Below are 3175 nucleotides of genomic sequence, written 5' to 3' on the forward strand. Positions count from 1 at the left end.
TCGAACGACTGGGTGCCGGACCGTACACGTCCGCCCTGCTCACCGCAGCATCCGCCGCCCCGCAGGACTCGGCCCAGCAGAAGTCGCCCGTCCCACCGCCCGCAGCCCTGGTTCCGTCCCCCGATCGCCCCCTCGAGAAATGAGCATCATGCTTCCTCTGAAACTCGGATACAAGGCCTCCGCCGAGCAGTTCGCCCCGCGTGAGCTGGTCGAGATCGCCGTCGCCGCCGAGCGGCACGGTTTCGAATCGGTCGCGGTGAGTGACCACTTCCAGCCCTGGCGGCACACCGGCGGCCACGCCCCGTTCTCTCTGGCCTGGATGGCGGCCGTCGGGGAGCGCACGACACGGGTGCAGATCGGCACCTCGGTGATGACGCCGACGTTCCGGTACAACCCCGCCGTGATCGCCCAGGCCTTCGCGACGCTCGGCTGCCTCTACCCGGGCAGGATCATGCTCGGTGTCGGGACGGGAGAGGCCCTCAACGAGATCGCGACCGGGTTCCGCGGCGCAGGCGCCCAGGACTGGCCCGAGTTCAAGGAACGCTACGCCCGGCTGCGCGAGTCGATCGCGCTGATGCGCGCGCTCTGGTCGGAGGACAAGGTGAGCTTCGAGGGCGAGTACTACAGCACCCATGACGCGAGCATCTATGACCGACCCGAGGGAGGCATCCCGGTGTACATCGCCGCGGGCGGACCCCTCGTGGCGGGCTATGCGGGCCGGTCGGGGGACGGCTTCATCTGCACCTCGGGCAAGGGCATGGAGCTCTACACCGAGAAGCTGTTACCGGCTGTCGCGGCCGGCGCGGAGAAGGCCGGGCGGGATGCGGCCACGATCGACCGGATGATCGAGATCAAGCTCTCCTACGACACCGACCCGGCGCTCGCGCTCGAGAACACCCGGTTCTGGGCCCCGTTGTCGCTCACGCCCGAGCAGAAGCACGACATCACCGACCCGTCGGAGATGGAGGCGGCCGCGGATGCCCTGCCGATCGAGCAGGTCGCCAAGCGCTGGATCGTGGGCTCTGACCCCGACGAGACGGTCGCGGCGATTGGCGAGTACATCGATGCCGGCTTCAACCACCTGGTCTTCCACGCGCCCGGCCACGACCAGGAGCGGTTCCTGACGGCCTTCGAGCGCGACCTGGCCCCCCGCATCCGCGCCCGCGCCTGAGCCGCGCGTGCAGACACGACCGAGCGTCACCTTCGACAGTGGGCGTGCCGAATTCAGGAGTTGCGCCCGCGGTGCCCGCCCCCGCCGCACTGCTCCGGGAAGTGCTGCAGTCTGGCGGCCGCAACTCCTGAATTCGGAAGACTGACGATCGCTGGAGCTGGAGCTGGAGCTGGGATGACGGCCGGATCGGGCTAGGGCTGGGGTTGCTCGGGCTTCTTGAGGTTGGCGCTGATCGCGAGGGCCTCGAGCACGGCGGCCGGGGTCTGCGCGGACTGGATCGCGGCGCGGAACGCCGGCTTCGCGAGGCAGCGCGAGAGCTGGGACAGCACCCGGAGGTGTTCGGTTCCTGCCGAGGCCTTGGGCACGGCGATCATGAAGATCAGCGTCGCCTTCTCGCCGTCCGCTGAGTTCCAGTCGATGCCGTGCTTGCTGCGCGCGAAAGCGAGCACCGGGGCGACGACGGAGTCGCACTTGGCGTGCGCGATCGCGATGCCGTTGCCCATGCTCGTGGTGCCGTGGGTCTCGCGGCGGAACGCGGCCTGGGCGACGAGCCCCACGTCGGTGATCCGCCCGGTCGTGCTCATCATGCCGGCGAGGGTGCGGATCATCCGGTCCCGGTCGGTCTCCTCGACGTCGAGCACGATGGTGCGCTCGTCGATGTAGTCGAGCACGGTCTTCTTGCCGGTCGACACCGAGCCGGTTGAGGTGGTCGGCACGATCGGGATCGCCGTGGTGAGCGGCATCGTCATCGTGGCGAGTTTTCGCTTGGGGTGCGGCGTGCTGATGACGACGGGCTCATGTCTCGGGTGCACCAGGGACGGCGCCGGGGCGGATACGGCGGCCGAGGCGAGAGCGGATGTGCCCGGCGTTCCGGCCGAAGCGGGAGCGTGGACGGCATCGGAGCCGGGTGCGGTCGTCTGGGTGCTGCCCGGGGCGTTCCCGATGGTGGTCGGGGCCGCGCCGGCCGGGTGGCCCGGGGTGCCCGTGGCATCCGAGGCCGCGCCGGACGCGCTGGCCGTGTCGGTCGAGCCGGACCCAGTGGAGGCGCTGGCTGCGCTGCGGCGCGCTGCGCAGTGCCGCACGACGATCAGAACGATCGCGACGGCGGCCGCGACGATGATGGCGCCGACGATGAGCGCGGCGACGTATGCCGGCATGCCGGGGACAGCTCCGACGACGGCGGTGATCGAGCCGCCGTGCAACGCGGAGTCGAGATGTGCGGGCATGACAGTAGGGTCCTTCCGGTAGGCCGACCGGAATCGAGCGCTGAACCGGGGGCAAATTAGTTAGCTTGAAGAATAATTAGCCTGACTTAGTGTATCCCCCGCGCAGGCGACGCGATCCGGAACAATGTTGCCGCAATTTCCGCCGTCGTGTCCAGGTCGTGCATCCAGAGCGGCACCGCGAGTGAGCGGATCCCGGCGGCCGCGAGAGCGGGCAGCGCCGCGGCATCCGTTTCGTCGACGAGCCAGCCGTCGAGGATGCCGCCGGTGGACCGGGCGCCGTAGTGCAGGCCGACGGCCGCAGCGGTCGTGGCGACGCCGATGGTCTGGAGGCACGCGTCGGCCATGCCGCGGACGGCGGCTCCCGCGATGATCGGCGAGACGCCGACGACGCGGGCGGGCGTGGATCGCAGGGCGTCACGGATGCCCGGGATCGCAAGGATCGTGCCGATCGAGACCACGGGGTTCGACGGCGGCAGGATCACGAGGTCCGCCTCCAGGATCGCCTCGAGCACGCCGGGCGCGGCCTCCGCCGTGTCGAGCCCGCGCTGCACGAACTGGCTGACCGGCACGCTCGCCCGATACCGGACCCACCATTCTTCGAAATGGATCAGGTCCCCGGCGCGGTGCTCGTCGGCATCCGCTGCGAGGCGCGCATGGGTCTCGACGGGCTGGTCGCTCATCGGCAGGAGGCGGGCTCCGGGCTGCCAGCGCTCGCAGAGGAACGCGGTCGCCTCGCTCAGGGTGGAGCCGGAGCGCAGCAGGACGACAGCAGGAGGAT

At 70.1% G+C, this 3175-nt stretch carries 3 protein-coding genes; 1 reads left to right on the forward strand and 2 read right to left on the reverse strand.

The annotated features are described in order from the left end of the window. Positions 1–148: 148 nt before the first annotated feature. Entirely contained in the window at positions 149–1171 is a 1023-nt protein-coding gene (gene fgd, locus QN345_RS17140) for a glucose-6-phosphate dehydrogenase (coenzyme-F420) (RefSeq protein ID WP_198413456.1), read from the forward strand. A 191-nt stretch (positions 1172–1362) separates the two neighbouring features. On the opposite strand, the gene QN345_RS17145 is transcribed toward fgd, so the two are convergent. Beyond that, positions 1363–2397 (reverse strand): fructose PTS transporter subunit IIA, encoded by a 1035-nt coding sequence (locus tag QN345_RS17145; protein ID WP_322189120.1) that lies wholly within the window; start codon positions 2395–2397, stop codon positions 1363–1365. Between the two features lie 86 nt (positions 2398–2483). Next, on the reverse strand, positions 2484–3175 hold a 692-nt coding region (locus QN345_RS17150), incomplete at its 5' end, for a 2-phospho-L-lactate transferase CofD family protein (RefSeq protein ID WP_323508941.1).

This window comes from Cryobacterium sp. 10I1 (assembly GCF_035019805.1).
Lineage (GTDB): Bacteria > Actinomycetota > Actinomycetes > Actinomycetales > Microbacteriaceae > Cryobacterium > Cryobacterium glucosi.

Excerpts from the sequence above, each read along its gene's own strand:
- fgd (WP_198413456.1), top strand. The coding sequence starts at position 149 with ATGCTTCCTCTGAAACTCGGATACAAGGCCTCCGCCGAGCAGTTCGCC.
- QN345_RS17145 (WP_322189120.1), bottom strand. The coding sequence starts at position 2,397 with ATGCCCGCACATCTCGACTCCGCGTTGCACGGCGGCTCGATCACCGCC.